This window comes from Paenibacillus pasadenensis DSM 19293 (genome assembly GCF_000422485.1).
GTDB classification, from domain to species: domain Bacteria; phylum Bacillota; class Bacilli; order Paenibacillales; family Paenibacillaceae; genus Paenibacillus_O; species Paenibacillus_O pasadenensis.
This window is the reverse complement of sequence record NZ_KE383853.1, coordinates 55,154-79,410: the sequence shown is the minus strand read 5'-3', so window position 1 is coordinate 79,410 and position 24,257 is coordinate 55,154. Positions and strand designations below refer to the sequence as shown.

18 protein-coding genes are annotated in these 24,257 nt (G+C 64.2%); 11 read left to right on the top strand and 7 right to left on the bottom strand.

What is annotated here, in order from left to right:
- Positions 1–164 precede the first annotated feature (164 nt).
- The 5 genes from H582_RS0119665 to H582_RS32095 all read left to right on the top strand — a co-directional run bounded on the left by H582_RS0119665 (position 165) and on the right by H582_RS32095 (position 10,244).
- Entirely contained in the window at positions 165–3,218 is a 3,054-nt protein-coding gene (locus H582_RS0119665) for a hybrid sensor histidine kinase/response regulator (protein WP_028599912.1), read from the top strand.
- Positions 3,215–4,324: a response regulator gene (locus H582_RS0119660; RefSeq protein ID WP_028599911.1), complete on the top strand. Its 1,110-nt coding sequence runs from the start codon at positions 3,215–3,217 to the stop codon at positions 4,322–4,324. The genes H582_RS0119665 and H582_RS0119660 overlap by 4 nt, the downstream gene beginning before the upstream one ends.
- A gap of 174 nt (positions 4,325–4,498) precedes the next feature.
- Entirely contained in the window at positions 4,499–7,738 is a 3,240-nt protein-coding gene (locus tag H582_RS32105; RefSeq protein WP_028599910.1) for an S-layer homology domain-containing protein, read from the top strand.
- A 366-nt stretch (positions 7,739–8,104) separates the two neighbouring features.
- Entirely contained in the window at positions 8,105–9,145 is a 1,041-nt protein-coding gene (locus H582_RS32100) for a hypothetical protein (protein ID WP_127464569.1), read from the top strand.
- 598 nt (positions 9,146–9,743) lie between these two features.
- Complete coding sequence (locus tag H582_RS32095) at positions 9,744–10,244, top strand: hypothetical protein (RefSeq protein WP_127464568.1); 501 nt, start codon at positions 9,744–9,746, stop codon at positions 10,242–10,244.
- Positions 10,245–10,381: 137 nt separating this feature from the next.
- Here the strand turns inward: H582_RS32095 and H582_RS28555 are convergent, their stop codons facing one another.
- The 5 genes from H582_RS28555 to H582_RS0119630 are packed head-to-tail and all read right to left on the bottom strand — an operon-like array spanning position 10,382 to position 15,861.
- Positions 10,382–11,290 carry an ATP-binding cassette domain-containing protein gene (locus H582_RS28555; RefSeq protein WP_052333455.1) on the bottom strand — a complete coding sequence of 303 codons (909 nt, stop codon included), beginning with the start codon at positions 11,288–11,290 and terminating at the stop codon, positions 10,382–10,384.
- Positions 11,291–11,303: 13 nt separating this feature from the next.
- A complete protein-coding gene (locus H582_RS0119645; RefSeq protein ID WP_028599909.1) occupies positions 11,304–12,149 on the bottom strand; it encodes a hypothetical protein in 846 nt (281 codons plus the stop codon).
- Positions 12,130–12,726 (bottom strand): RNA polymerase sigma factor, encoded by a 597-nt coding sequence (locus tag H582_RS28550; protein ID WP_228551354.1) that lies wholly within the window; start codon positions 12,724–12,726, stop codon positions 12,130–12,132. The genes H582_RS0119645 and H582_RS28550 overlap by 20 nt, the downstream gene beginning before the upstream one ends.
- A 4-nt stretch (positions 12,727–12,730) precedes the next feature.
- On the bottom strand, positions 12,731–14,989 hold the full coding sequence (locus H582_RS0119635; RefSeq protein ID WP_028599908.1) for a M1 aminopeptidase family protein: 2,259 nt from the start codon (positions 14,987–14,989) through the stop codon (positions 12,731–12,733).
- The gene (locus H582_RS0119630; RefSeq protein ID WP_028599907.1) at positions 14,986–15,861 is read right to left on the bottom strand and encodes an ATP-binding cassette domain-containing protein; all 876 of its coding nucleotides are present in this window, start codon (positions 15,859–15,861) and stop codon (positions 14,986–14,988) included. Before H582_RS0119630 ends, H582_RS0119635 begins: the two co-directional genes overlap by 4 nt.
- Before the next feature lie 263 nt (positions 15,862–16,124).
- Between H582_RS0119630 and pxpB the strand changes: the two genes are divergently transcribed.
- Positions 16,125–16,961 (top strand): 5-oxoprolinase subunit PxpB, encoded by an 837-nt coding sequence (gene pxpB / locus H582_RS28545; protein ID WP_205621428.1) that lies wholly within the window; start codon positions 16,125–16,127, stop codon positions 16,959–16,961.
- Between the two features lie 397 nt (positions 16,962–17,358).
- Here pxpB and H582_RS0119620 read toward each other — a convergent pair whose 3' ends face one another.
- A complete protein-coding gene (locus tag H582_RS0119620) occupies positions 17,359–18,654 on the bottom strand; it encodes a beta-ketoacyl-[acyl-carrier-protein] synthase family protein (protein WP_240479046.1) in 1,296 nt (431 codons plus the stop codon).
- A 111-nt stretch (positions 18,655–18,765) separates the two neighbouring features.
- Here H582_RS0119620 and H582_RS0119615 point away from each other — a divergent pair, with 111 nt between their 5' ends.
- From H582_RS0119615 to H582_RS0119595, 5 genes are all read left to right on the top strand, one after another.
- Positions 18,766–19,623: a helix-turn-helix transcriptional regulator gene (locus tag H582_RS0119615; protein ID WP_028599905.1), complete on the top strand. Its 858-nt coding sequence runs from the start codon at positions 18,766–18,768 to the stop codon at positions 19,621–19,623.
- Between the two features lie 373 nt (positions 19,624–19,996).
- Positions 19,997–21,088, top strand: coding sequence for a 5-oxoprolinase subunit C family protein (locus tag H582_RS28540; RefSeq protein ID WP_052333453.1), 1,092 nt, complete (start codon positions 19,997–19,999; stop codon positions 21,086–21,088).
- A 29-nt stretch (positions 21,089–21,117) separates the two neighbouring features.
- Positions 21,118–21,726, top strand: a complete 609-nt coding sequence (locus tag H582_RS0119605) for an MOSC domain-containing protein (RefSeq protein ID WP_084137440.1) — start codon at positions 21,118–21,120, stop codon at positions 21,724–21,726.
- A 21-nt stretch (positions 21,727–21,747) separates the two neighbouring features.
- Positions 21,748–22,515 (top strand): LamB/YcsF family protein, encoded by a 768-nt coding sequence (locus H582_RS0119600; protein WP_028599903.1) that lies wholly within the window; start codon positions 21,748–21,750, stop codon positions 22,513–22,515.
- Between the two features lie 471 nt (positions 22,516–22,986).
- Positions 22,987–23,373, top strand: a complete 387-nt coding sequence (locus H582_RS0119595; RefSeq protein ID WP_028599902.1) for a gamma-glutamylcyclotransferase family protein — start codon at positions 22,987–22,989, stop codon at positions 23,371–23,373.
- A gap of 194 nt (positions 23,374–23,567) precedes the next feature.
- On the opposite strand, the gene H582_RS32090 is transcribed toward H582_RS0119595, so the two are convergent.
- Positions 23,568–23,735, bottom strand: a complete 168-nt coding sequence (locus H582_RS32090; protein WP_153783173.1) for a hypothetical protein — start codon at positions 23,733–23,735, stop codon at positions 23,568–23,570.
- Positions 23,736–24,257 lie beyond the last annotated feature (522 nt).

Here is a 24,257-nt window from a genome sequence, read left to right as displayed (position 1 = left end):
CCGCCCGATCCTCCCTTCCCGCAACAGCACCAGCCCGCTTCCGGCATCCGCCGGAGCCGGGCTGTTCAGCATTTCCATCGTGTATTCCGATAATGAACTAGCGGCTATCCTCCTCGTGAGGGAACGATTCACGCCGTCCGATCAGCCATCAGGAAGGAATCGACATGAAGAACCAACTGCTCCTGCTCGTCGGCTTGGTCCTGATTTTCGCGGCCGCCGCTTCCATCGTCGTCTACTACTGGCTCCATCCCGTCGAAAACTACCCGCAAGCGCGAGCGGGCGTCCTCGACGCCCGCGATTGGGATTTTACGAAGCAAGGCGTCATCCCGCTGCAGGGAGAATGGGAATTTTATGAAGACAGGCTTCTAACGCCGGCCGATTTCGCCCAGAGCGAAAAGGAGCTGGAAAGCGGACGAAGCCTGCTGAACGTGCCCGGCAACTGGAACTCGGCGGACGGCTTCGGCGCGGGAACGTACCGGCTCCGAATCGAGGTGAGCGAGCCGGGATATTACAGCGTGAGAGCAAAAAAGATCCGCCTGTCCAGCCGCATTTACGCGGCGGGGGACGAGCTTGGAGGCAGCGGAACGCCCGCTGCGGACCCGAGCCGCTTCGTGCCGAGCAATCTGCCCGTCCTGGGGACGGTCAAGGCGGAGAGCCGCACGATCGACATCGTCATCCAGGTGGCCAGCTACCGGTATTTGCCGGGCGGACTCGTGCAGCCGCCGGAGTTCGGGCTGGCGGAGGAGGTGGCGGCCAGGCGAGACGTCTCGCGCATGGGCGACATGATCCTCGTCACGGCCCTGCTCGTCTTCGGCCTTTATTTCGCCGGCATGTTCAGGCAATGGAGGCGCGAGCCTTACCTGCTCTACTTCAGCCTGTTCTGCCTCTCGCTCGGCCTGTTCTTCAGCATCGACAACGAGATCGTGCTCGCGTCGCTGCTTCCGTCGATCTCGTTCCCGGCGCTGCAGAAGCTGCTCTTCATCGTGCCGTCGCTGTCGATCCTGTTCTTCATCCATTACGTCCGGCTGTATTTGGACGACAAGCCCGGCAGGGGGCTCAAGGCGTTCCTGGGAGCGAGCTACGGCTTTCTGGCCGTGCTCATCTTCATTCCCAACGAGGGGCTCGTTCCGCTCCTGTGGCCCGGCATCCTCATGCAGACGCTCTCGTTCGTCTTCATCTTCACGTCGATCTTTCGCAAGCGCCATCTCGGCGCAAGGGTCTATTCCATCCTGCTCGGGACCTTTTTCCTCATCATCAGCTGGGTGTTCGCGCAGACGCGCTATCAGCTGGCGCTGGACAGTCCCTACTACATGGTCGTCACGCTGCTGCTCGTCGTGCTGTCCCAATCGTTCCTAATGTCGGACCGGCTGCGCTCCGCCTTTGTGCAGAGCGAGCGGCTCTCTCGGAGGCTGCTGATCCAGGATCGGCAAAAGGATGAGTTCCTCGCCAAGACGTCGCATGAGCTGAGGACGCCTCTGCACGGCATCGTGAACCTGTCCCAGTCGCTGCTGGACCAGGCCGAGACTCCGCTCCAAGCGGAGCATCGCGACAACATCCTGCTGCTGAATCGGCTCGGGAGGCGGCTCGCCGGCCTGGTGGGCGACATCCTCGATCTGAATCGGATCCGCTATGGGGAGCTGCGGGTGCAGCTGAGGCCGGTCGACATGCGCGTCTCCGCCGAATTCGTCTGGGAGACGCTGGCGATCGCATCGGTCAATCCGGGCATTCGGCTGCGCAACGAGCTGCCGGCGGAGCTGCCTCTCGTCCTGGCGGACGAGAATCGGCTGCGCCAGATTTTGCACAATCTGCTCGAAAACGGGCTGAAATACACGGAGCGCGGCACGGTGTCGCTCTCGGCCGCACGGCAGGGAGACATGCTGGCGGTGACGGTCAGCGACACGGGCCGTGGAATTCCCCCGGAGCTGCGGGAGGAGCTGTTCCAGCCGTTCGTCCATGGCCGCGAATCGGGGGCGGGCTCGCGCGAGGGCATCGGACTGGGGTTGAGCATCGCCCGGCAGCTGGTGGAGCTGCAGGGCGGCGCCATGTCGCTGGAGTCCGAGGTCGGACGAGGATCCAGGTTCACGTTCACGCTGCCGGTGGCCGATGCCGGGGAGCGGCCCGCCGCGGCTGCCGCAGCGCCCTCCTCCGCTATGCGGGCGGAAGGGAGCGAAGCGCGGCACGGCGCTTCGGCGCTGCATCCGATGCGCTTGGGCGAGGGCGGCGGCTCCACAGCAGCCCTGCACATTCTGATCGTCGACGACGAGCCGTCCAATCTGAAAGTGGCGCTGGACGCGGTCGCCTCGCTCGGACATCGCTTCACGGCGGTCAGCAGCGGAGCGGAAGCGCTTGAGGCGCTGCGGCGCCGGCAGCCGGATCTCGTGCTGCTCGACCTGATGATGCCCGGCGTGTCCGGACTGGACGTCTGCCGGGAGATCCGGTCGCTGCACGGGCTGTCCGAGCTTCCTGTGCTCATGCTCACCGCGTCCGGCCAGACCGCAGACATTGTGGCCGCCTTTGCCGCCGGCGCCAACGACATTCTGCACAAGCCGTTCGAGCTGGCGGAGCTGAAGGCCCGCGTCCAGTCGCTGCTGGCGATGAAAAGCTCCTCGGAGCAGGCGGTGCGCCGGGAGATGGACTTCCTGCAGGCCCAGATCACCCCTCATTTCCTGTACAACACGTTGAATGCCCTGATCGGGCTGAGCTACAAGGACGTGGACAAGCTGCGCGAGACGATCGAGCATCTGACGACCTATTTGCGCGCCAAGTTTACGTTTGTCCTGGCCGAAGCGGTCCCGCTGGAGCGGGAGCTGGAGCTGGCGCGGGCTTATCTGGCGATCGAGCAGCTGCGCTTCGGCCCGCGGCTGCAGGTGGAATGCGTCGTCGACGAAGGAGCGCGCGCGCTCCTGCCGCCGCTGACCTTGCAGCCGATCGTGGAGAATGCCGTCCGCCACGGCATCGGGCCCAAGCCCGAGGGCGGCACGGTGACGGTCTCGATCCGCAGCATCCCGGTTGGGGTCGAGATCCGGGTCGAGGATGACGGAGTCGGCATGGACGAGGCGATGCTGGCCAGGCTGGAGGCCGGGCAGGCCGGCGGCATCGGCATCGGCAATGTCAACCGCCGGCTGCAGATGAGGTATGGGCGCAAGCTGGACATCGCCAGCCGCCCGGGGGCGGGGACTCGAATGACGATGATCGTGACGAAGGAGGAGCGCGCATGAGGGCGATTTTGATCGACGATGAAGAAATAGCGCTCGATGTCCTGGAAATCAAGCTGAACGAGGCGGGCGGAGTGGATGTCGTCGGCAAGTTCCAGCGCGTGGCGGACGCGATCTCGCAGTGCGGCGCGCTGCAGCCCGAGCTTCTCTTCCTGGATATCGAGATGCCCGGCATGAACGGGCTTGAAGCCGCCGCGGCGCTGCGCGCCGTCTGCCCGGACGCCGAGGTGATCTATGTGACGGCCTACCACCATTATGCGGTGGATGCGTTCGGCACGGAGGCGATCGGCTATCTGCTCAAGCCCGTCGCCAAAGACAAGCTGCTTCAGGCGCTGTCGCGCTACGAGAGCCTGCGGGACCGGCTGCGCGATCGCAGCGGCGCCGGTCAGGAGCCGAGCGGCGCGACGACAGGGAGGACCGGGACCGGGCAAGCCAGTCCGCTCGACCTCGTCCCGCCGCCGGATTCGCCGACGCTGTCGCTGAAGGTGCTGGGCAGCATGGAGCTGTACGGCGGAGGCGGCCGCCTGCTCACCTGGCGCACCCGCAAGACCAAGGAGCTGTTCGCCTACCTCTGGCATCATCGCGGCCGACCGGTCTACAAATATGCCATCCTGGAGCATCTGTGGCCGGACGATTCCGCGGAGCGGGCGCAGAAGCTGCTGCATACGTCGCTCTATTATTTGCGGAGCCTGCTGAAGGCGGAGGGCTGCGGGGAGATCGTCCATTATGGAGACGAGCGGTATTGGCTGGACGCGGGCGGCATCCGCAGCGATCTGGAGGAGCTGCTGGAGCGGTCGAAGACCGGCTTGGAAGGGGAGGCCGGACAGGACGCGGCGGGGCTCTACCGGGGCGACTACCTGGAGACGGAGCATTACCCGTGGGCGGACGCGTACCGGATCGAGCTGCGCTCCTCGTTCACGGCGGCGCTGAGAGCCGGCCTGGTCCAAGCCGGCTCCGCGCAGCGGCTGGCGCTGCTCGGCAAGCTGATCGAGCTGGAGCCGGAGCATGGCCCGTATTACGACCTGCTGGCCGAGTCGCAGGAGCAGATGGGACATTGGAGCGGCGCGCGCCAGGCGCTGGCGCTCAAGGAACGGATGGGACGGGAGTAAGGCTGGCCGGCCGGGACGAGCAAAGGCCGGCTGCAGCAGGAAACGGCTGTCGAAGCATCATTCGACAGCCGTTTTTGTCGTTTTTTGGCGAGATTGTTGTGAAAGTGTTGAGAATCGCCCTGCTACACTGGACGAGGCGGAACGCAATCACTCAAGGACAAGGTGGGAATACGAATGAAAAAATGGGGATCGCTTCTCCTCGTCATCGCGATGCTCTTCACCGCCGTGCCGACGGCATTCGGTGCCGTCCGCACGGGCTGGGACCTGAAAAGTCCTCGCGGCATCGCGACGGACAGCAGCGGACGCATCTATGTCGCGGATATAGGCAATCATCGAATTCAGGTCTTCAACGAAAACGAGAGCTTGTCGATGACGCTGGGCGAAACGGGGATCAGAGGGGCGGACAACGCCCATCTGGATACGCCGACGACGGTAGCAGTCGATGCTGCGACGGGAGAAATCTATGTAACGGATACTTCCAACAAGCGCATCCAGGTGTACAGCAGCCAAGGAAGCTATCTCCGCAGCCTTGCTCTTCCAGCCAGCGCAGTGTCGGAGTCTGTCGCGCTGGACGGCCTAGGACATGTCTTCGTGACGGACCACAACAACATGATCTACCGCTTTAATACGGACGGAAGCGGCTATAAGCAGCTCTTCGGCTATCCCGATGTAGACTACAGGCCGCTAGGAATCGCGGCGGATTCCAAGGGAACGTTATACATCTCCCAAGTATTGAGAAACACGATAGTGGTATACACATACAATAAAAGTCAGGACAAGTACACGTATCAGAAGACGATCGGTGAGAAGGACAAACCGGGCACGGACAACATGCATTTCAATCAGCCTTGGGGCGCGCATGTCGACCGCGACGATCGCCTTTATATCGCCGACGGCGGCAACAAGCGGGTGCAGGTGTATAACAGCGACGGCAGTTATCACATGACGTTGACAGCCCCGAGTCTGACCTCCCCTTACCATGTGGCGACAGACCGAAACGGCACCATCTATGTCAGCGACAACCATAGGTCGATCCTGATGTTCGACGCGCAGGGGCAGTTCGTGAAGACGCTCGGCCAGAACACCGTTCCGGTATTCGAGGGCAGCCAGACGGCGCTTGCGGTCGCGCAGGACTCTTCGCCGACGGATGTCAGATCCTTGCTGAAGGTCACGGACAGCGACAGCGGGCAGACGCTGAGCTGGACGCTGACGACAGCGCCGACTCATGGAGCCGTCAGCCTCGGCCAAGGCGTCGCTGCCAGCGGAGGCTCCGGGCTGACGCCGGCCGATGCGATCGAATACGAGCCGGCTGCAGGCTATTTCGGCACGGACCCGTTCACGGTCACGGTCAGCGACGGAGCGGGAGGCTCGGCTGCCCGCACGATCAACGTCACGGTGAGCCGGAAGGCGGCCGCGCCGACAGCCGATCCGGCCAGCGGCTCCGTCGTGGCGGACGGCAGCGGCATCGCTCTTTCGACGACGACGCCGGGCGCGTCCATCTACTATACGACCGACGGCACGGAGCCGACGACGGCCAGCGCCGCCGGCACGGCAGTCGCCGTCAGCGGCGCTCCCGGCGAGACCGTGACGGTGAAGGCGTTCGCGGCAGGGCCGAATCTGCTCGACAGCGACGTCGTGACGTTCTCGTATGTCATCGAGACGCCGAAGTCGAGCAATGCCGATCTGCAAAGCCTGTCGCTGTCGGCAGGAGACTTGAGCCCGGCCTTCTCGAGCGGCACGACCCGGTACTCGGCCAGCGTGGCCAGCGAGATCTCCAGCTTGACGGTCACGCCGAGCGTGGCGGATGCGGTGTACGGCACCGTAGCCGTCAGCGTGTATGATGGAACGGGCAAGCTGACGGGCGGACCTCATGCCTTGAGCGGAGGGGGAGCCTCGCCCGCGCTGCCTCTGGCGGCAGGCGACAACGTCATCGAGATCCGGGTGAGCGCGCAGGACGGCAGCATGCTCATCTATACGGTGAGCGTGCAGAGAGCGCAAGCAACGGAAACGCCGCAGCCGGAACAGCCGACGGAGGAGCCGACGCCGACGCCAACGCCGGTGGAATCATCGACTCCGACCCCGACTCCGGTCGAAACGCCGACGCCGACACCGACAGCGACGCCGACACCGACAGCGACGCCGACGGCCTCTCCCGGCCTGAGCATGACGGTGAACGGCCAGCCGAAGGGGCAGCTCGTGCAGGCGGCGACGGAGCAGACGAACGGCCAGACGATTCTCGTCGCGTCCGTCAACCGCGCGCAGCTGCTGGAGCAGCTGGCGGCTGCGGCTGACGGGGCCGTAATGGCGATCCCCGCCGCGAACGAGCCGGTCGACGGCGTATCCGTCCGCCTGACCGGCGATGTCGTCCAGGCGATGGCCGCCCGCAAGGCGCAGCTGCAGGTGCAGGCGCCGAGCGGCACCTACGCGCTGCCGGCGGGACAGATCGACATCGCGAGCCTGGCGGCGCGGCTTGGCGCTGCGGACCGCCTGTCGGAGATCCTGCTGCGGATCGACGTCGTCCAAAGCGATGCGGCGACAGCCGAGCTGGCGCGGCAAGCCGGCCTTCGTCAAGGCTTCCACGTCGCCGCGGCGCCGGTGACGTTCGAGGCGGCGGCTGCCTTTGACGGCAAAAGCGTCGCGATCGACCGCTTCAGCTCTTATGTGAAGCGCGAGCTGCCGCTGCCGCAAGGCGCGGATCCGGCCAAGATCACGACCGCTGTCGTCATCGGCAAGGACGGTACGGTCCGGCATGTGCCGACCTTCATCGAGATGCGGGACGGGGCGCAATACGCGATTGTCAACAGCTTGACGAACAGCGCCTACGCGCTCGTCTACCATCCCGCCGCCTTCGCCGATGTCGCAGGGCATTGGGCGGAGCCGGCCGTGAACGACCTGGCCTCGCGGATGGTCGTCAGCGGCGTTGACGCCGAGCATTACCGTCCGGATGCGGCCGTCACCCGCGCCGAGATCGCCTCGATCCTCGTGCGTGCGCTTGGCCTCGCTCCGAGCTCCGCCGCTTCGCCGTTCGCCGATGTCGACGCAGCGGTCTGGCATGCGGGCTCGATCGCGGCGGCGCAGGCGTACGGCCTCGTCCAGGGCGACGGGCACGGCTCGTTCAACCCGAGCCGCAGCGTGACCCGCGAGGAGGCTCTGACGATGCTGGCCCGAGCGATGGCGATCGCAGGCATGGACGCCAGCGGTGCAGGCGCCGATTCCCTGGCTGCGCACCGGGATGGCGGCCAGGTCAGCCTATGGGCGCAGGATGCGTTCGCGGCCGCTTTGCGCCATGGACTGGTCCAAGGCTCGGGCAAGGGGCTGGAGCCGAAGCGGCCGATCACCCGCGCCGAGACGGCTGCGCTCGTGCAGCGGCTGCTCATCGCCGCCGGCTTGATTGACCAAGCCGGCTCCAAGTAGCAAAAGCAAAAAGGCTGTTCCCCTCGATGCCGGTCATGAAGCCGGATCGTACGGGACAGCCTTTTTTTCGTTTTCCTGAAGTCAACTTTTTAATGTGAAATGGACCTGTCCACATTAAATCGACAGTCACTAAAGGTAACTAAGTCTTTCTAGACTGATGCAAGGCACCTCAAGCCAAGAGCTTTCGAAGAATCAAGCTGCCGATTATGCATATTCCAGTATTCTTTGGTACCAAAGTCTTGTTAATTTATTTTAAGGATATATCAACAGCTATTATTACCTATTATTGGATTGGTTCTTTTGTCCCTGTTTTTTTTGGTTTAAAATGTTAATATTAATAATATCCCAAATAAAAGGAGATATACCATGAAGGTGAAGGGTAAGCTCTTAATAGTAGCTAGTCTAGTTTCTATCACTACAAGTTTTAGTGGTATTAGTAATGCGGCGACAAGCGAAGACATAGTTTCATTAGAACCAAGGGAGCAAGTGAATTCTGTTAATTTATATTCGCAAGAAATACCTGCTAGAAACAAAATGATTAGTGATTTAATGGCAGAGAGAGCGATAGTTTTAGCTGAAGAGAAACCAGGGTTTTTAATGGAATGGAACCGTCTTGGAAATGAGATGCAGAAATTAGGTGTGGAATTCTTAAGCAATCAAGAAGTGAAAATGAAAATTAATAATTTGTCTAATTATGACAGAATAAGTCCGTATGTGGTCATACCATCTCAATCGAATATTGCTTGGACTAGTTATCGCGAAAATTGGGTTAAAGATGGGATAACTTATGAAGTACAGCATCTTACAGCAGAAGCTAACAGTCAAAACTCTAGTCTTAAAGGAGCCAATGGAAAAATAATTCAGTCAGATAATTCCTTTCAAGCTGGAGCGACGAATTTAGCTGCAACAGTAGCTAAAGATGCTGCTAAAACAATTAGTCTACCGATAAATATCGGATTAACCGTTTATGATTATGTGAAAGATTTCGTTACTGATTCTAATTTTTCGAAAACTACAGTTATTGAAAATATTTCGGTAAACTACTCTTATCTTTGGTATGAGAATGTCGATTTTATGTATGTGAAAAAAGTTGGACAATCAGATAACCAGCAAATAATGAGCTTTGTTTCATCTTCAATGGCAGGGACACTATCATGGAATACGCTCTCATTCAATTATAAGAAATCGACCGGTGCTGTGGAAAGTGCTCAAATCGGTATGGGTTCAAGAACATATGATTTAAGGCCTGATAATCATAGAAATGGTTCCGCTGCTATAGCTGCTTATTTAAGCCCTTATGCACCAAAAAATGCTTATTTATTTTCCCTTGAAATGAGAACCATTCAAAATAAGCTAGCCACTACAATTCACGGAACTAATCCAAGTGTCCCAGGTTCGATTACTTAGTTCTTAAAGGTCCTCTAAAGAGAGGGCCTTTTAACGCATTATAAAGACTAATTTTTCGTTGTAGAAAAGTGAAGCTTAAAATCAGTTGTTAATTATGCTACACTTAGAATAAGGAACATTCTCTCAAATCTACTTCCTTTAAGTGGGTTTTTATCTATTGAATTTTTTCTGGAAAAGTTGCGGATAAATTAAATCAGAGTTTCTTCTGCTTTACCGAATAATTAATAAAAAGTTCTTGAGAAGAGAAGTTGACTCTGGCAATGAAATTTTGAAACCTTTATACGAATTTAATAAGACTTGTGAAGCACGACATTGTTTACGACACCATGCTTCATTTATCTCAAAACCGCTTAACAGCATTGGGATTGAACTCTCGGACTCTGTTTAAACGATTAAATTAAAAATTGCATTCGTAAAGGAGTTTTGATACTTGGAATAGTGATAACGTACGTTATCCAATTAATCAAGGCTTTTCTTGTCGAATACCCATTACAATGCTTTCAAGCGAGATCCAATTTTACTATTTATAAAAAGAATATTTTTAAAATTTTATATTATCTCATTTAAACGAAATTTTTTTTAAAAAAGGATGATTAATTTGAAATATAAGAAATCCCTTTTCGTTACCGTTGTAATTGTTCTTTTTTTTGTTTTCTTTAAATTCTCGGAAAATATAGATGTTAAACGAGATGCAATAGTTATGGATTCGGAAAACTCATCTTTTTTTAGTAAAACAAAAATTCACATCAAAGGAGATTTGAAATATTCTCTATTTGGTAAGTCAACATTTAAAGGGAATATTCTTATTGACTCTTATAATGAATCAAAGACTAATCAAACCGAATTAATAATAACTAAAGAAAAAGATGGAGTACGAATGGCTTCATTAATGTATTTAAGTCCAAAAAAACCGTTTAGCATAGTGTCTTCGAATGTCATTTGGTTTGACAAAAAATTTCATAAAATAAATGTTTGGATTAATGATGAGGATGAGAGTAGCAATTATTTTGTTGTTACGGGATCAAGTGAGGAGGAAGCATTAAGTATTCAAAACGAGCTAAGAACTAGATTTGGAGAAAAATTATTTATGCCGAAATAGTTCTTTGAAAATTCGAAACGAATATTTTAAGTCGAACAATCGCAATTTAATACTTCGTAAGTAGCATAAAGGGATGCTCTTAGTGAATATTTAACATAATTCACCAAGAGCAGCCCTTTTTCTACCATTAACTGATCTTACATGTCGTTATGATCGTTCTGTAGAGTTGTGTTGATGCGGGTCTGCTCCTCTCGAAGCCGCGCCCGCGAGCGCAGGAAGTACGCGTCCTCGAGCGTCGGCTCCTGGACGGCGAACTCCGGCCCGGGACAGTCCGCTGCGAGCAGGCGCACGCTCCAGAGGTCCAGCTCTGGCCGAACCTGCAGCAGGTCGCCAGGCGGCAGCTCGCGGTAGCGCTCCGGCGAGACCGATCCTCCCCAGACCGAGCCGGGCAGGGCGGACGTCCACTCCTGCGGCGTGCCGTGGAACTGCGGCTTGCCGTCCGCCAGCCACAGGATGCGGGACGCCCAGGCTTCCCACTCGTTGAGCTCATGCGTGGAGACGACGACGGCGCGGCCGCGGGCGTACGAGGCGAGAAAGCGGATCAGCCGCAGCCGCTCGACCGAGTCGAGCGCGTTGAGCGGCTCGTCCAGGAACAGGTAGTCCGGCGAGCCGATGACGGACTGCGCGAGCGCGATCCGCTGGCGGATGCCCTGCGGCAGCGTCTTGATCGCGCGCCGCCGGTAAGGCTCCAGCTGGAACAGCCCGATGACCCGGTCGGTCTCCGCGCGGCCGGCCTCGCCTTTGAGCTCGGACAGATAGCGCAGCAGCCGCTCCATCCGCATGTCCTCGTACAGCTCCAGCCCGGTCGGCACATAGCCGATCGACGAGCGGATCGCCGCCAGATCGCGGTCGCCGCTCATGAGGCCGTAGCGGATGCCGCCCTGGTCGGGAAACTCGGCGGTCGCCAGCAGCTGCAGCAAGGAGGACTTGCCGGAGCCGTTGGCGCCGGCCATGACGGTGATGCCTTCGCGCAGCAGCAGCCGGGGGACGTCCAGCGTGAATACGCCGGCCCGGCGCTCCCAGCGCACGCCGCTCAGCTCGATCATCGGCGGGCCTCCTTTAGACGACCCGCTTGATGACGAGGCTGCGGCGGTACGCCATCGAGATCATGAGCGCGCCGGCTCCAAGGCAGAGCCAGTAGATGGCGGTGCGGATCGTTTCCGGCGCGGAGCTGCCGCTTTCGGGCATGCGCAGCACGTATTCCATGACGTTCCACGCCATCCAGAACAGCGAGCCGATCACGAACGAGCTCTTGACCCCGGCCCGCAGCATGACGTAGGCGGCGCCGCCGGCGATGAGCAGGATGAGCGACATCCACTGAAGGATGAACGGCAGCACCGGGAACTGCTCCATGCGCGTCGCCAGATAGAGCGAGGCCGCCACGCCGAACAGCACGTTCAGGCCGCCGACGATCATGACGCGGGCCATCAGCAGCAGCGCGGGCGGATACGGCGTGATGCTCTCGATCGTGCGCATCTCGCGGTTCCAGCTGCGGAAGCTGTACAGCAGGCCGGAGAGGAACATCATCGGCAGGAACAGCGACAGCTTGGCGCTCACCTCGCTCAGCATTGACGAGCCTTCCTCGCCGGAGCCGTACGGCAGGATGTACATCAGCATGAGGAATACCCCCAGGCTGGCGAGCCAGTACGCCCGCGAATACGCGCCGAGCTGCGTGCGCAGCAGCTTGAGCAGCGTCGGCCGGCGGGCGTCCGGCACGCTGCCGCCCATCCAGTCCGGCACGCCTCGGCCGGAGAGCTCCGGACGCAGCCCGTCGAAGGCGGGCTGCAGCGACGCCAGCAGGCGCGCCGTATCCGAGGCCGTCACCGGCCGCGCGTGCAGCGAGGACAGGGGACCGCGAAGCTCCTCTTCCAGCTGCTTCAGTTCCTTATCGTTCGGCAATTCCATCCGGTTCCCCTCCTTCCGCCCGCATCGGGGCTTTCTGCTCCTTGCCGAGCTTCGTCTTGAGCCGGCGCAGAGCCTTGTACAGATGCGTCTTCACCGAGCCCAGCGGGAGCTGGAGCGCGTCGGCGATGTCCTGCAGCTTGAGATCCTGATAAAAGCGGAGCAGCACGACCTCGCGCTGCACCTGCGGCAGCTCCTCGAGCGTCTGCCGGATCTCGCGGCGCGTCTCCGAGCGCTCGGCCATCTCCACGACGGAGGGCCGCTCGTCCTTGCGCTCCGGCGGCTCGCCGAAGCGGTTGCGGTCGGTCTGGTAGCCGGAGCTTTTCCAATAGTCGCGGCACTGGTTCATCGCCACCCGGTACAGCCACGCCTGCACGTTGTCGGGGCTGCGCCGGTCCTTGAGCTGGCGGATCAGCTTGAGGAACGTCTCCTGCACGATATCCTCCGCCCGCCCCGGATCCTTCAGCTGGCGCTGCAGGAAGCCCGAGAGCGGAGCATGGTAGCGGTGGACCAGCGCCTCGAAGCTCGCCTGGTCTCCGTCCATCATTCCTTGGACCAATTCTTCATCCGTCACCGTCACGCGGTCATCCTCCTTCATCGTCCGTCATCGGCGGCCAGCGGTCGTCCGGCATGCGCGCTCGCCATTCCTTCATAAATTCGTCCACCGTCACGTACGGCGGCGCGGCTGCGGCCATGCGCTCGCCGGCTCCGCTGCGAGGCGGCTCCGGCAGCGCGAGCCCGCGGCTGCGGAACTGCTCCAGCACCTCGCGGGCGAGCGCGGCATGGCCTCGGTCGTAGGCGGCCTGGATCAAGGCGCGCATCGACCTCCATGCCGGCAGCTCCTCCGCCTCGATGCGGTACGGCTCGTCCGGGCCGCGCTGCTTGTTGTACAGAAAAGCATAAGCGGAGCGGATCGCCAAGGCAACGGATTCGCTGCCGGAAGGATCCTCCAGCGCGTTCTCCCGGGCCATCGCTTCTCCCCGACCGACGTCGCCGAACAGCAGCAGGTCGCTCAGCGCGTCCTCGGCGTAGCCGTCGAGATTGCGATGCTCCGTCTGCGGGATGAACAGCGTGTCGTTCTCCGCATGCCAGGAGCGGTTCACGCTCGGAGCCTCGACCGGCGCGCCGATCAGATGCATCGGGAAAAAGAACAGCTGCCGGACCGCGCCGAGCGGAGCTCCGGCCAGCTCCTCCAATCCTTCGCGTCGCCGCTCGAACCGCTCGAGGAACGCTTCCGCCTCGTCCCGGTTGCCCGGCGTCGTCACGATCCGAATCGCCTCGCCCTCCCGCCGGACCGTCTCGAAGCGGCCTCCGACGAGCGTGAGTCCCGCGCCGGAGACGCCGCGGAAGCGGACGGCTCCGTCCGCCGACGGCTCCTCCGGCAGCGTGCCGAACAGCGGAGCGCGGAAGCCGGACGCTTCCACCTCGTAGGCGGCGCCGGGCGTCAGCGCGGACGACGGGCGGTCGAGCAGCCTGCCGTCTTCGTCGAGCGCCAGCAGCGTGTCGCCGCCGGGCAGCGGGTACCAGCCGAGCGAGGCGGGCAGGTAGAGCGCATCGGAGCGGAGGAAGGCGAGATAGCTCTCGCTGCCGCCCGGCCCGCTCAGCCATTCGTCGAGCCGGCCGCCGTAGCGGATCTCCACCGTCTGGACAGGCCGGCCGCGATCGAGCATAAGCTCGGGAAAGCGGATGCTGTCGCCTTTGCGCTCCCAGGCGATCGGCACGCCGTTCAGCTGGACCGACCGCACCTGCAGCGACGGATAGAGCAGCAGCGACACGATGCCGGGCTCCTTGTAGCGCAGCGTCCGCCCCCGCTCGGCCGGCAGCAGCCGGCCCTTTTCGGTCGGCAGCTCGAGCGTCGCCTCGGCGACGAGACTGCCGTCGCCGGCCAGCTTGAGCCGCAGGTCCATCCGTTCCAGCCGGAAGCGGTAGGCGGCGGGATCGAGCCGTTCGTCCGGGCCGGCCGCCGCCTGCTCGAGCTGCGCGCGATGGACGTCGCGGGCCGCCTCCAGCGAGGCGAACGGCGCGAATGCTCCTGCAGCGGCCAGCATCGCCACGAGCGCGAGCAGCCACGGCCGCCGCCGGTTCAGCGGCGGCTTGCTGCGGCCGAGCAGCGCCGCGCCGGCCACGAGCAGGAACAGCGAGAACGCGGCGCCGAAGCCCATGATGCGCAGCAGCTCGCCGCGGGCGAGCGGCCAGGACCAGACCTCGTTGCCGAGCAGGCTGTTCTCGAACAGCGGCTGCAGGTAGAACGCCTTGAGCCAGCTCCATTCGTAGACCGGCCGGATGTAGGCCTGCAGGAACAGCGAGCCGAACACCCAGGCGCAGAACGCCGCCGGCAGCGAGAAGCGGAGCGGCAGCAGCACGCCCAGGAACAGCCCAAGCGCCAGCGAGACGGCGAAGGCATGCTCGTACAGCAGTCCGTAAAGGGCGAGCTGCCGCCCCATCGAGGCGGCGGGCAGGCCGTGCCGCAGCGCCGAGGCGGCGTACGCCGCTCCGACCGCGAGCGTGTACAGCGTCATGTAGGCCAGGCCGGCGAGCCATTTGGCCGCCATCCAGCCGCCGGCGGGCAGCGGCAGCCGGAACAGCCATTCGGCGGACGGATGGAGCAGGTCGCGCCGCATGAGCAGCACGCCGAGCAGCAGCGGGATGGCGGTCGTCAGCATGAGCAGCATCTGATGCGTGTCGGACGCGTACAGATTGATGTCCTGCGACGACTCCGGCCGCAGCCGCCATGTGTGCAGCAGCATCCAGATGGAGGCCGCGGCCGGCAGCAGCAGCGTCCAGCGCAGCAGCAGCAGGGAGCGCAGCTCCATCGCCGCCTGGCGAAGCACGTTCGGAATCATGTCGGACCTCCGGAGGGCTGGCGGTTCATGAGGCTCAGATAGCCTTCCTCCAGCGTCGGCTCCACGCGCTCCGCGAACGGCGACGGCGGGCGGTCGCTCAGCGCGCGGCAGAGGATGCCCTCCTCCGTGCGCCGGGCGCTCAGCAGCCCGCCCAGCGGCATGCGCCGCCATTCGTTCTCCGACGTCTCCCACGCCCAGGTGCGGTCCTCGGCGAAGCCGGCGAGCCCTTGGGTGCTGCCGTGGTACAGCAGCCGTCCTTCGCCGAGCACGATCACCTCGCGGCAGCTCGCGCCGATGTCGCCGAGCACATGCGTCGACAGCAGCACGACCCGCGTCGCCGCGGCCTCGGCGAGCACCCGCCGCAGGCGGATGCGCTCTTCGGGATCGAGGCCGGCGGTCGGCTCGTCGACGATCAGCAGATCGCCGGCCGACAGCAGCGCCTGGGCGACGCCGAGCCTTTTGGTCATGCCGTACGAATAGTGGCGGGCCGGCAGATCGGCCTCGCCGAGCAGATTGACCTGCTCGAGCACCTCGTCGACCTTGCGCCGGCGCTCCGCGAGCGAGCCGCCGCCTTGCAGCGAGGCGGCATGGAGCAGCCACTGGCGGGCGGAGAACTGCGGCAGCACGCGGATGTTCTGCGGCAGGTAGCCGATGCGGCTGCCGCTGCGACGGAAGTCGCGGACCGAGCTGCCGCGCAGCAGCGCGTCGCCGGTCGTCGGCGCCAGCATGCCGGCCAGCAGCCGCAGCAGCGTCGACTTGCCGGCTCCGTTCGGGCCGAGCAGGCCGTGGAGGCCGGGGCCGAGCTCCAGCGTAAGCGGGCGCAGCGCCCAGCCCGTTTTGTATTGTTTTCCCAGCTTGCAGGCGGTAAGCATGTAGATGTGAGCCTCCTGTGCAATCAACGACTGTCTCGCGCAAAAAGTTTCTCTATAGAAAGCAGTATACCATCCGGAGCCGGAGCGCGCCGCCGGCGGAGAACGCCGCGCGGGGGGCGAGGCGTCCTCCGCCGGGCGTCGTTGACAGCTTCGCGACGCGGCGAAGATAATGAAGGAATGTGATCGACGGGCCGGCAGGCGAGGCGGGCGGGAGGCTGCCGCCGCATGCCGACAACGCAGGAGACCGAGCGGAGGGGTAGCCGATGGCGACGGGCAGCGGGCGGGACGAGCAGGAGCGGATGGCGACGGGCAGCGAGCGGGACGAGCGGGAGCGGAAGCCGACGGGAGGCGAGCGGGAGAGGCCGTCCGAAGCGGTCATGAGCGGCGCGGCTGCCGGGCTGCGCAAGCCGCCGCTGCGCTGCGAGCCGGCCGGAGACCGGGCGCTGCTGCTGCTCCCGCCGGGGGACGGCTCGGCGCCGCCGGAGGGCGAGCCGCTGCAGCGGCTGCTGGCCCATGCCGCGGCTTGGCTGGAGGCGGCAGGCTGGGAGTGGCTGGAGGACGCGGTGCCGGCCTATGAGAGCGTGCTGGCCGTCTACGATCCGGCGCGGCTGCAGCGCGGCCGGAAGGGCGCTGTCCCGTGGCGGCTGGCGCAGCGCCTGATCGAGGATCGGCTGGCCGAGCTGCCTCCGCCGCCCGAAGCGGCGGAGCGGGCCGCGATCGAGATCCCGGTGCGCTACGGCGGCGAGCACGGGCCCGATCTGGAGCAGGCGGCGCGGCGCAGCGGCATGACGCCGAGCGCGTTCATCGCGGCGCATTCCAAGCCGCTGTACCGAGTCGTCATGCTCGGCTTCCTGCCTGGCTTTCCCTATCTCGACGGACTGCCGCCGGAGCTGGCGCAGCCCCGGCTCGATGCGCCGCGGCTGCGCGTTCCGGCCGGATCGGTCGGCATCGGCGGCGCGCAGACCGGTCTCTACCCGTCGGAATCTCCGGGCGGCTGGCAGCTGATCGGACGCACCGCTGCGTCGTTGTACGACCCCGCCCGCGAGCGTCCCGCGCTGCTCGCCCCCGGAGACCGGGTGCGGTTCGTTCCGGTGGAGTAGAACTCGACTTTCCCAGCGGCAAAATCATGTCTAGGGCATGAAGGCGAGGGGCAAGCGGACCTTTTGCTGCACGATTGACGAAAGTAGCTCCATTTGTATGATGATTTACACAAAATGGATCTTCAAGCTCGCTTTCGGGGTGTTTTGTGCGGTTTTTCATCCAAACCAAGCTTTCCTAAAAAGTCGGGTGGGAATTTTGTGTGGTTTGTCGTACAAATAGGTCGAAATAGGTCTGCTCGACGGAGAGTTTGTACGATATTTCATTCAAAATAGATGTGGAAGATCAGCTCGAAAGATGGTGATGATGCTTCACCATCTTTTATCGAAAAGGTTGAAGAGTCCAGCCCTTTGGAAAACGGGCTGGACTCTTTTCGTGAAACGAGCGGCGGCTGCCGGCTCAGCGATCCTCGAACCGGCCGAGCGCGATGACGGCATTATGGCCGCCGAAGCCGAACGAGTTGGACAGCCCGACCGCCAGACTCTCGCGCCGCGGGGCGGCCGGGACGGTCAAGGCGCAGTCCGGGTCGGGCTCCTCCTGGTTGAGCGTCGGCGCGATCAGCCCCTCGCGCAGCATGCGGACGAGCGTGATCGCCTGCGCGCCGCCTGATGCGCCGAGCATATGGCCGGTCATCGACTTGCCGGCGAATACCGGCACGCTCCCGCCTCGCTCGCCGAGCGCGCTGCGGATCGCCCGGCTCTCTGACAGGTCGCCGGCCGGCGTGCCGGTCGCATGGGCGCAGACGAGGTCCACGCGCTCGGCCTCCAGGCCGGCGTCGGCGAGCGCCAGCCGCATGGCGGCCGCCGCGCCGCGGCCGGTCGGCTCGGTCGCGACCCGGTGGTACGCGTCGGAGGTCGCGCCGTAGCCGAGCACCTCGGCCAGCGGCTCGGCGCCGCGCGCAAGCGCATGGGCGAGCGTCTCGAGCACGACGATGCCGGCGCCCTCGGCCATGACGAAGCCGGAGCGGCTGCGGCTGAAAGGACGGCTGGCCGCCGCCGGATCGCCGCCCGACGAAGCGAGCGCGGTCGCGTTGCCGAAGCCGGCGAGGGCGATCGGGACGACGGCGGCTTCGGATCCGCCGGCGACGGAGACATCGGCGATGCCGGCGCGCAGCAGGCGCATCGCTTCCCCGATCGCCGTGTTGCCGATCGAGCAGGCGGTCACCGGCGAGAGCGTCGGCCCGGTCAGGCTGTAGCGGATGCTGATTTCCGCGGCGGCCATGTTGGCGATCATCATCGGCACGAGCGTCGGGCTGACGCGGCTATGGCCGCGGGCGCCCAGCACGCGCGCCTGCTCCATGAGCGTGCCGAGCCCGCCGATGCCGGAGCCGACATAAACGGCCGTCCGATCCGGCACGAGCCGGCCCTCGCCGAGTCCGGCCTGGCCGAGCGCTTCCTCGGCCGCCGCGAGCGCGAACTGCACGAAGCGGTCCATCTTGCGGGCTTCTTTGCGGCCGAACCGGGCTTCTCCGTCCCAATCGGGCACGAGGCCGGCAATCGCCCGCTCGTCGGCCTGCTCCAGCCACTCCTCCGGCCATCCGCCTTCTTGCAGGCGGCGGATGCCCGAGCGGCCTTCTGCCTGGGCGGTCCATAACGTCTCGGCGCCGGCGCCGAACGGACTGACGGCTCCCATGCCGGTAATGACGACGCGATGCTCCTTGCTGGACGGGGCGGCGTTCGTGTAAAGCTCCATCATGCTCCATCTCCTTCGCAGCTTGCGGATAAGCGCAGTTTCGCACAGCTCTTATGCTGGTACAAGTTGTTGTTTATACTAGGATAAGAAGTAATGGGATCGAGGAGGAAGGGCATGAACCGACAGGAGAGGCTGAAGGCTCTATCGGAATTTCTGCGCTCGCGCCGGATGGCGCTGCTGCCGGAGGAGCACGGCTTTCCCGCAGGGGGGAGGCGGCGGACGCCGGGGCTGCGGAGGGAGGAGGTCGCGCAGCTGGCCGGTGTGAGCCCGACCTGGTACACCTGGCTCGAGCAAGGACGGGACATCCGCGTCTCGTCCTCGGTGCTCGACGCGGTGGCGAAGGCGCTGCGGCTGAATGCGGACGAAAAGCGGTACATGGCCGCGCTGGCGGGCGACGCCGCAGAGGGCGGCGAGCCGGAGAGGAGCGCGTCCGACGAGCCGGCGGCGCTGCCCGCTCCGCTGGGGCGGATTTTGGACGAGCTGGCCGGCTGTCCCGCGATCGTCTCGGATCGCCGCTGCCGGATCGCCGGCTGGAACGAGGCGGCGGCCCGCGTTTTTCTCGACTTCGGCTCGGTGCCCACGGAGGAGCGCAACATGATCACGCTGCTGTTCACCCGGCCGGAGCTGCAGCGGCTCGCCGTCAACTGGGAGCAGTTCGTACGGGGCTATCTGGCGCTGTTCCGCTATTACTACGGCCGGTATGCCGACGACGACTGGTATTCCCGCTTCATCGAGGCGATGGAGCGGCGCGACGCCCGCTTCGCCCCGCTCTGGGAGGAGAGCCGCGTCAGCGCCGCGCCGGAGGTGATCCTGGAGTTCCGCCACGCCCGCGCGGGCAAGATGCAGTTCCAGCTGACGAGCCTGCAGGCCCAGGGACAGCCGGATCTGCGCGTCAGCATCTACACGCCCGCTCAAGGCACGGCGACGGAGCGCAAGATGAGACGGCTGATGGACGAGGAGCGGGGCGGCTGAGCGGAAGATGAGGCGGCTGATGGACGAGGAGCGGGCGGCTGAGCGGAAGATGAGGCGACTGATGGACGAGGAGCAGGGCGGCTGAGCGGAAGATGAGGCGGCTGATGGACGAGGAGCGGGCGGCTGGGCAGAAGATGAGGCGGCTGATGGACGAGGAGCGGGGCGGCTGAGCGGCAGGCGGAGCCGCGAGCGGAGGGAATGGAAGTCTGTCGTGGCTTCATGCGGACAGGCCAGCCGAAGCGCTTCAGCGGAACGGGCTGCCGGCCAAGCAGCTGGTCGCGGGGCCAGTCGATGAGGTCGAGGCGCGGGATGGCAAGCTGGAGCCGGCATGAGCTACAATGAAGGTCATGAGCGCGGAAAGGAAGGGATGAGGATGAGGACGAAGGAAGCGGCGTTCACGATCATCCGCCCCGGCTTCGGCGCCGAGCTGCAGCATCTGGGCCGTCCCGGCCTGCGAGCCCAGGGCATGCCGGCCGGCGGCGCGATGGATGCGGTCTCGCTGCAGACAGCCAATCTGCTGTGCGGCAATTCGCGCGGCGCGCCGGCGCTGGAGCTGGCGCTCGGCGGCGTCCGCATGCGCGTCGACGCGCCGGACGGCGTGCTCGCGGCGATTTGCGGCGCCGACATGCCGGCCGACTTGGACGGCGTGCCGGTGCCTGCGGGCCGAGCCGTCTGGCTGCCGGCGGGCGGCACGCTTTCGCTCGGCGCGGCGCGCTCCGGCTGCCGCGCCTACTTGGCCGCCGCAGGCGGCCTCGCCGCGCCGGGGGCGGCGGCCTGTGGCGCGGCCGGCGGCGATGAACGCGCCGGCATCGGCCGCCGGCTTGCCGCCGGCGAGGCGCTCCGCCGCGGCGAGCCTTCGGCGCGCGGCGCGGCGCTGCTGGCGGCGCTCGCGCAGCGCGCCGCCCAGGCCGGCGGCGGCGGGAGGCTGCCCGCCGCCGCGCCGTGGCTCGCGCCGCGCCTCGTGGCGCGCGGCGGAGCCGACGGCTCCGGCACCGCCGTGCTGCGCGCGGTGCCGGGAGCCGCTTACGGGCAGCTGACGCAGGCTGCCCGGGAGCGGCTGTGGCGGGAGCGGCTCGCCGCCTCTCCCGCCAGCGATCGGATGGGCGTCCGGCTCATCCCGGACGCCCATCCGATCGAGCTCGAGCGCCGCGCGGAGCTGCGCTCGCACGGCGTGCTGCCGGGCGCGGTGCAGCTCCCGCCCGGCGGCCATCCCGTCGCGCTGGCGGCAGGCTGCCAGACGACGGGCGGTTATCCCGTCATCCTGCATGTCATCGCCGCCGACCTGCCGCGGCTCGGCCAGCTGCGGCCCGGCGACGGGACGCGCTTCCTCCGCGTGGAGCTGGAGGAGGCGCAGCGCCTCCTGCTGCGGCAGCAGCGGGAGCTCGACCGGCTCGAAGCCGCGCTGCGCCTTCGGACCGAACGCTTCTTGCAGGAGCAGCGCCGCGCGCCGGCCGCTGACAGCTGATTTTTTCATTTGAACAGGAGGAAAGCGACATGACCAACGATCAGCCGGGCGTCGACCCGCAGGCTGCGAGCAGCGCCAAGTCCGGCAAGAGGAAAGGGTCGCCGGCCTTCGTGGCCGGCCTGTATACGGCCGATGCGCCGGGCAGCTTCGTCTCCCGCGAGCTTGCGGAGGCAGAGCTGGAGTTCGGCGGAATCCGCGGCGACCGCCACTTCGGCGTGACGTCCCGCGCGGACAGCCGCCAGCCGATGTATCCTCGCGGCACCGAGATCCTCAACCGTCGGCAGATCAGCATCCTCTCGCGCGAGGAGCTGGAGGAGACGCGGGAGCGGATGGGCATCGAGGCGCTCGATCCCGAGTGGATCGGCGGCAACCTGCTGCTCTCCGGCTATCCCGGGCTGACGCAGCTGCCCGCAGGCTCGCGGCTGCTTTTCCCAAGCGGCGCCGGGCTCGTCTGCGAAGGCGAGAACCATCCCTGCACCGACGCCGGCAAGGAGGTCGAGCGGCATGTCGCTCCCAAGGAGCGGCTGCCGCAGGCGTTCGTGAAGGCCGCGCGCGGCCGGCGCGGCATCGTCTGCTCGGTGGAGCGTCCCGGCCGCATCGCGTTCGGCGACGAGATCCGCATCATCCCCCCGATGTAGGGGAAAAGGAGGCCATCCCGCATGCAAAAGCCGACGATCGACCTGAACGCCGATTTCGGCGAAGGGTATGGAAGCTACGCCTTCGGAGATGACGCCGCGCTGCTCGGCTCCATCACGAGCGCCAGCATCGCCTGCGGCTGGCATGCCGGCGACGCCCGCACGATGCGGACGTCGGTCGAGCGCTGCCTGCTAGCCGGCGTGGCGGTCGGCGCCCATCCGGGCTACCCGGACCGGCAAGGCTTCGGCCGCCGCGCGATGGCGCTGGACGCCGAGGAGGTGTACGAGGCCGTCCTTTATCAGACGGGCGCGCTGCAGGCGTTCGTGCGCGCCGCCGGCGGCGAGCTGCGCCACATCAAGCCGCATGGCGCGATGTATCATCGCTGCGGAGCCAGCCAGGCCCATGCGGATGCGGTCGCCCGGGCTGCCGCCGAGCTGGGCGGGCTGGCGCTGTTCGGCCCTCCCGGCGGACTGCTGGAGCGCGCGGCCGTCTCGGCCGGACTGCCGTTCGCGGCGGAAGGCTTCGCCGACCGCGCCTACTTGCCGGACGGCTCGCTCGCCGGCAGGGACCGGCCCGGCGCCGTGCACGGCGAGCCGTCCCAAGCGCTGGAGCAGGCGCTGACGATCGCGCTGCGCGGCGAGGCGCCCGCCTTGGGCGGAGGCTTCGCGCCGGTGGCGGCTCGGACGCTGTGCCTGCACGGCGACGGACCGGGCGCGGCCGAGCTGGCCGCGCTTATCCGCGCCGGCCTGGAGGCGGCCGGCGTCGCCGTGCGCGCGCCTTGGCAGCCATGAGCGGCGTGCTGGAGGCTCGCCGCAGCCGCTCCAGCTCCGAGGCCAGGGGCTCGAAAGCCCTTCTCGGAGCAAGCCCCGAAGCCGGCGGCTCGGAAGCTCCTCTTGGCGCATGCTCCCGAGGCCGGCGGCTTGGAACCTCCTCTTGGTGCATGCTCCGAGGCGAGCGGCTCGGAAGCACCTCTCGGCGCATGCTCCGAAGCCGGCGGCTTGAAAGCCCTTTTCAACGCATGCCCTGAGGCCAGCGGCTTGGAAGCCACTCTCGGCACATGCTCCGAGGTCAGCGGCTCGAAAGCACCTCTCGACGCTTGCTCCGAGGCCGGCGGCTCGGAAGCCACTCTCGGGGCATGCCCCGAGGCCGGCGGCTCGAAGGCACATCGCCCCGCATGCCCTGTGAGCAACGATCCGCAAGCCGCTCGCGGCCCATCCGCTCCATCCGCTCCGCTGCCTCAGGCTGATCAAGCACATTCGTTGATGTCCCCATCCTCTGGCATCTGGATGTTTGTCTACGGTACGCTACAGCCCGGACGCAGCAACTTCGGCGTCGTCGCTCCGTTCGTCCTTGCGCAGCGGCCGGGACGGGTGCGGGGGCGCCTCGTCGACGCGGCGGACGGCCATTATCCCGCGCTTGTCCGCGAGCTTTCCGCTTTGAACCGGGCCGTTCGGGGCTGGTGGCTGCTGCTGGAGCGCGACGGCTTGGCCGCCTGCGATCGGCTGGAGGAATTTTTCGGCCCGGAAGAGGCGAATGACTACGAGCGGATCTGGACGCGGGATCTCGACGATCCGGCCCGTCAGGGCTGGGTCTATGTCTGGCCCGACGACCGCGGCTGCGCCGATTTGCACAACGGAGTGTGGCCGTAACGTTGCAGTCTCGTTTGCAGCCTCGAGTTGAGATGGAAGCGGGCTTGGCTCCACCACCAGCATCGTACACCCTGAGACAAAAGCGGAGCTTGAGCGGCTGACGGCTATGAATAAGGATAGAAACCAAACCGCTGGTGACGAGGCGGTTTGGTTTTTGGTTTTCCCAACTATCGGAATACTGCATTCTAGCTTGGTTATCGGGCGTTCGGAGCCTGGCTCTCCGGCTCGGGTTCGAAAGCGATCAGCGTCACCGGGCGGCCTTCTCCGTCCGACAGCGATTGCTCCAGCTCCCGGATCCTTTCCACTGCCACGAGGGGAAGCTCGGCGTATCGGTACGGCTCGAAGGGCTGGGACTTGCTCATCTGCGTTCACCTCCTTGCGGATAGCGTTCGCTCTCCACAGCATCTTTATCCAGATAAAGGGAGAGGGGGGCGGCGCTTTTGAGAGGCGTCCGCTCCATCACATCGACGCTCATCGCTCGATCGTCCGTCACGGGATCGCTCGAAAAACTCGGATTGCAGCTGCCCGGCGGCGCGCATCCGAGACCGTAACCGGAAAAAGTCGGGCTGCAGCTCCTGGGCAGAGTGCATCCGAGCCTCTAACCCGAAAAAATCGGGTTGCAGGCGCCAGGCAGAGCGCATCCGAGGCTGTAACCCGAAAAAATCGGGTTGCAGCCGTCTGGCAGAGTGTATCCGAGCCTGTAACCCGAAAAAATCGGGTTGCAGTCACCAGGGCAGAGCGTATCCGAGCCTGTAACTCGAAAAACTCGGGTTGCAGGGCTTTGAGGTGCGCGTTCGTAGGCAATTACGCGGAAAAACCGAGTAACTCGGGCGTGCAGGAGGAGAAACGGAGGGAGTTGCGCGGAAAGACCGAGTAACTCGGGC

What these genes read in the sequence shown, in the direction of transcription:
- pxpB (WP_205621428.1), top strand. Translation starts at nt 16,125, where the DNA reads ATGGCGACGGGCAGCGGGCGGGACGAGCAGGAGCGGATGGCGACGGGC.
- H582_RS0119615 (WP_028599905.1), top strand. Translation starts at nt 18,766, where the DNA reads ATGAACCGACAGGAGAGGCTGAAGGCTCTATCGGAATTTCTGCGCTCG.
- H582_RS0119605 (WP_084137440.1), top strand. Translation starts at nt 21,118, where the DNA reads ATGACCAACGATCAGCCGGGCGTCGACCCGCAGGCTGCGAGCAGCGCC.
- H582_RS0119620 (WP_240479046.1), bottom strand. Translation starts at nt 18,654, where the DNA reads ATGATGGAGCTTTACACGAACGCCGCCCCGTCCAGCAAGGAGCATCGC.
- H582_RS0119665 (WP_028599912.1), top strand. Translation starts at nt 165, where the DNA reads ATGAAGAACCAACTGCTCCTGCTCGTCGGCTTGGTCCTGATTTTCGCG.
- H582_RS0119645 (WP_028599909.1), bottom strand. Translation starts at nt 12,149, where the DNA reads ATGGAATTGCCGAACGATAAGGAACTGAAGCAGCTGGAAGAGGAGCTT.
- H582_RS32100 (WP_127464569.1), top strand. Translation starts at nt 8,105, where the DNA reads ATGAAGGTGAAGGGTAAGCTCTTAATAGTAGCTAGTCTAGTTTCTATC.
- H582_RS0119635 (WP_028599908.1), bottom strand. Translation starts at nt 14,989, where the DNA reads ATGATTCCGAACGTGCTTCGCCAGGCGGCGATGGAGCTGCGCTCCCTG.
- H582_RS28555 (WP_052333455.1), bottom strand. Translation starts at nt 11,290, where the DNA reads ATGATCGAGCTGAGCGGCGTGCGCTGGGAGCGCCGGGCCGGCGTATTC.
- H582_RS28540 (WP_052333453.1), top strand. Translation starts at nt 19,997, where the DNA reads ATGAGGACGAAGGAAGCGGCGTTCACGATCATCCGCCCCGGCTTCGGC.
- H582_RS0119595 (WP_028599902.1), top strand. Translation starts at nt 22,987, where the DNA reads ATGTCCCCATCCTCTGGCATCTGGATGTTTGTCTACGGTACGCTACAG.
- H582_RS0119660 (WP_028599911.1), top strand. Translation starts at nt 3,215, where the DNA reads ATGAGGGCGATTTTGATCGACGATGAAGAAATAGCGCTCGATGTCCTG.
- H582_RS32105 (WP_028599910.1), top strand. Translation starts at nt 4,499, where the DNA reads ATGAAAAAATGGGGATCGCTTCTCCTCGTCATCGCGATGCTCTTCACC.
- H582_RS32090 (WP_153783173.1), bottom strand. Translation starts at nt 23,735, where the DNA reads ATGAGCAAGTCCCAGCCCTTCGAGCCGTACCGATACGCCGAGCTTCCC.
- H582_RS0119600 (WP_028599903.1), top strand. Translation starts at nt 21,748, where the DNA reads ATGCAAAAGCCGACGATCGACCTGAACGCCGATTTCGGCGAAGGGTAT.
- H582_RS0119630 (WP_028599907.1), bottom strand. Translation starts at nt 15,861, where the DNA reads ATGCTTACCGCCTGCAAGCTGGGAAAACAATACAAAACGGGCTGGGCG.